Source organism: Methylobacterium sp. (assembly GCF_019750675.1).
Lineage (GTDB): Bacteria > Pseudomonadota > Alphaproteobacteria > Rhizobiales > Beijerinckiaceae > Methylobacterium.
Genome location: NZ_JAIEOF010000109.1, coordinates 1 through 3824, shown reverse-complemented (window position 1 = coordinate 3824; position 3824 = coordinate 1). Strand labels below are relative to the sequence as shown.

The 3824-nt window shown below is 66.5% G+C and carries 5 protein-coding genes and 1 pseudogene; all 6 read right to left on the bottom strand.

Annotation, left to right across the window (positions count from 1 at the left end; translation table 11 throughout):
* A partial coding sequence (locus K2X24_RS05700) for a hypothetical protein (protein WP_292495537.1) occupies positions 1-236 on the bottom strand: 236 nt, incomplete at its 3' end.
* Between the two features lie 13 nt (positions 237-249).
* A complete protein-coding gene (locus tag K2X24_RS05695; RefSeq protein ID WP_292495535.1) occupies positions 250-894 on the bottom strand; it encodes an AAA family ATPase in 645 nt (214 codons plus the stop codon).
* 418 nt (positions 895-1312) lie between these two features.
* Positions 1313-1540: a hypothetical protein gene (locus tag K2X24_RS05690; protein ID WP_292495532.1), complete on the bottom strand. Its 228-nt coding sequence runs from the start codon at positions 1538-1540 to the stop codon at positions 1313-1315.
* 258 nt (positions 1541-1798) lie between these two features.
* Entirely contained in the window at positions 1799-2374 is a 576-nt protein-coding gene (locus K2X24_RS05685) for a TadE/TadG family type IV pilus assembly protein (protein ID WP_292495530.1), read from the bottom strand.
* A gap of 38 nt (positions 2375-2412) precedes the next feature.
* The gene (locus K2X24_RS05680; RefSeq protein WP_292495528.1) at positions 2413-2994 is read right to left on the bottom strand and encodes a TadE/TadG family type IV pilus assembly protein; all 582 of its coding nucleotides are present in this window, start codon (positions 2992-2994) and stop codon (positions 2413-2415) included.
* Positions 2991-3824 (bottom strand): annotated as a pseudogene (locus K2X24_RS05675) (VWA domain-containing protein); the annotation flags it as partial. The pseudogene K2X24_RS05675 and the gene K2X24_RS05680, both read right to left, overlap by 4 nt.

The following is a 3824-nucleotide window of genomic DNA, read 5'->3' as shown; positions in this document are numbered from 1 at the left end:
TCGATCCCCTCCATGATGACGTCGTGGATCTTCACGTCGCGGGTGAATGCGATCTCCCGCAGGCGACGATGGACCTCACGCGGCAGGTAGACGGAGGTATGAACGATGTCGGGCCGGGCCTTGCGCGACGCCGGCTTCGCGGGAGCCTGCGCCTCCGGAGGCCGGTCGGCGATCGCCGCGCGGGCTTCGGTCCCGGGAAGATTCAGGCCGCCGATGATGGACGGACGCTTGGTCATGCCGGAGACTCCATCATGTCTTGGTGCCTTTCATCTTGCGTGCGGCCCAAATCCAGAGGGCTCGGATTTCGTCGGCGGCCTTGCCGTCGCGGGCATACTCGGTGACGCCCTGCCCGGCCGCGAGGGCATCCTGATGATCGGCTCGTTGGGTCAGCATCGGTTCCGCCAGCACGCCGAACATCCCGAGGCCGTTCGCGGCTTCCGTAGCGCGGGAGCTGCGTCCGGCCGGGCATTGGTTCAGGATGAAAGCGAAGCGCTCGCGCATCTCGAGGCGCATCAGGGCCTCGATGGTCGGCATGGTGGCCTGAAGATCGAGCCGGGACGGGCGCGCCGGGATCAGGGCGAGGTCCGCTGCCTGCATCGCCAGGTTGCCGCCGGTGGAGGCGATGCCGGCCGTGTCGAGGATCGCCAGGGTGTAGCCCTCGGCTGCGAGGGCCTTCAGGATCGCCGGCAGGTTCGCGAGATTGTCCGGCCCGATTCGATCGACGGCCGGTTCTTCGACGGAACGCGTATCGCCCCAGGCGGCGAGGGACCCCTGCGGGTCGAGGTCGAGGGCGATCACCTTTTCGCCGGCCTGTGCGGCCGCGACGGCCAGGGAGGCGGCAATCGTGGTTTTCCCGGCGCCACCCTTCTGGGTGACAAGCGTGATGGTGCGCATCGCGATCCTGTCGTGCTATCCTGCTGTAGCGGCAAAGCGGGACAGCGTGAAGACGCTATCATGGTGTGGCATCAGAGAGCTGTAGCGCTACAGCATCAAAACGCTGTCATCTATCAACGCTGTAGCGGTGTAGTGCTAAAATGCTCTTATGCTGTAGAGCCTGAAAAACCTTTGCCAGGGAAAGCTTTAGGACCGTAGGGCCCTTGGCGCTCGCTACCAGATGGGAGGGACGCGATGGAACTGGTCCATCGAACAGAGGCTTCGCACCCCATCCGACAACCCGGGTGGATCGTACGACGAAGCGGCCGCTCGGCATCGCGCATGTGATCGACACTACGGCGATGGAGCGGTCCAAAGCGCGATCTCCTTCCCGGGCCCGGGCACGCCTCGGTGCGACCCTGAACCGGCGTTCAGGCGATCAGCGGTGATGACGATGGGGACGCCGGTTCTTCATCATCCGTGTGCTCCGCATGGAGCGGCCCATCATGCTGCCGCCCGCCGCGTTGCGGTGCATCTCGCCCATGTTGCTGTTGCCCGTCCGCGCCGCGTCACGATCAAGACCGTCGCCGGGAGATGCCATCGTTGCCGTGCTGATGCTCAGCATGAGGCCGAGGGTCATGCTTGTACCGAGGAAGAGCTTGGTCATCGCAGCAGGCCTTTCGCGGTGTCGCGCCATAAAATCAGAACCTCCGCTCCCGAACCCAGTTCCGGGCCGGGGCAATCATCATCCCGTGTGTGCCGATCCTCGCTCGCGAGCGGCCGGACCGCCTGCCGGCACGGAGAAATTCCGTCACAAAACACGAGACTTACGTAGAGTGAGTCGCGCTACCATGCTGTCATGCTGCAGCATGACAGCATTATAAATACAGGGCGAGCTGTGCGTAACGACGCGGAGCTGCCCCCATCAGGTGGCCTTGCAGGCCTTTCCGCCCGGCAGGACCGTTTCGGCGAGGCTGGCGGCGCCGGTGCCCCGCACCGGCCAGGAGACCGTCTTGGTGAAGGTGAGCTGATCCAGCCCGGGAAAGATGCCGAAGACGGGAAGGTAGCGGTACGTGACCTTGGCCGTGACGTAGCGCGCACCCGCCTTGGCTTCTGAGGGGATCGGATCGCCGAGTTCGGAATCCACGGCGGGGGCCGTGTCGTTCCGGGCGGCCGTCGAGCAGACGCGGGCCACGAGGCCCTGGCCCTTGGCGTAGACGCCGACGGCCGTGAGGACGATCCGGGCGGCCGAGGTGTCGTACGGGAAGGTCACCGCGCCGCCGGCGGCGTAGACGTCGTCAACGCTGTTGAGGCTGCCGCGCGAAATCAGGTCCGCCATGGTCCGCGCGGCCTTCTCCAGACCCTGGCTGATGCCGTAGGCGCGGGGAAACTCGACGGTCCCCATGAGGAGCAGGATGAGGACCGGGGCCACCAGGGCGAACTCGACGGCGGCGATGCCGTCCGCGTTGCCGAGGCGCCGGAGCGGGAGCGGGATGCGCATGGGGTTAGTCCTCGTCCATGCTCAGCACTTGTCCATGCTCAGCACTTGCCCGTGGCATAGGGCTCGGCCCGGAAGATCACCGTCGAGACCACGAGGCGCGCGGCCGTGCCGATGGCCAAGGCGTCGGTGTCGAGGAACCCGAAATAGCGCGGCACCACGACGGCCGCCCGCACGGTGACGACGTCGTTGCCCGACGGGCACTGGAACGTCTTCCCGAAACCGGCCGCGACGCCCTTCGTCGCGGCATCGTAGGGGTTGGCGACGGAGCGAGCCGCGAAGCTCGACGCGGTTGCGACATCGATCAGGACATCGGTGCACGGAAAGATCGTGACCTGGGAACAGACCGCCTTGCGCAGCCGGTCCGCCGCCGGCGTTCCGTCGTAGCCCTCCTGGAAGGCGCCCGTGAACACGGTCCGGGCGGCATAGTCGAGGGCGTTGTCGAGGGTCTGCTGGGAGAGCAACAGGAGGCCGGCCTCGAACAGGGCACAGACGAGAGCGAAGAAGGGCATTCCCACCATGGCGAACTCCACGGCGGTGGCCCCGTCCCGCCCGGACCGAAAGCGGCGGAGGGCGCCGCGCAGACGGCGCCAGGGACGACGCCCCGTGACGGCGCGCGTCACCGCGAGATCCTCAATTCGCTGATCTGGGCTCCGATCGCCCGGAAGGTGGCCGTCAGATTTCCGGAATCGGATACGTCGTAGAACATGGACGGGTTGCTGGCGCAGTTGCGTAGCAGGTCGCTCGTGCCTTCGGTGACCTCGACCCGGACCGTGAAGATCTGGATGCCGGCGCTCTTCATGTTGGAGCAGAGCAGGGCCAGCCGCTCGTCGATGGCGCGGGTGCGGATCGCGATGTCCGACGACGTCGTGCCGAGGCGATTGGCCCAGATGTAGCCGATGCCCGAATAGACCGACTCGTTGCTGTTGGGCCGGTAGGCGCTGGTGTTCTGCCCGTCCGTCATCACCACGGCGAACTTGCGCGTGGTGGTATCCGTATAGGGCGCACCCCTGACCAGGGGGCCGGTCGGCGAGAGGACATGCCAGCCCCAGGCAAGCCCGAGGGCGACGTTGGTGTCCCCGATCACGCTCATGCTCGCGATGGCCGCGGTGACCGTGGCCTTCGAGGTGGTCAGCGGGGTGATGGGCTGGAGCTCGCAGCCCGCGTTCGGGCCGTAGAGGTAACCGGTCCTACCCCTGTCCGACCGCGAAACCTTCCAGGGGGTGCCGTACTTGGCCGTCTGACCCTGGCGCTTGCGGTCGCCGGTAACGAAATACTGGCTGAGGATATCACTGTAGTCGTCGAGGTAGTCGTTCGCCGTGTTGCTGTCCTTGTCCGACTCGTCGGGGGCGAAATAGGGTACGAACAGACTGTCGGGGGTGCCCTGGCTCGCGGGGGAGTCCTCGACGTCGTAGGGCGCGGGCCGGCTCTCGACGCATCCGCCCCAGGCGAC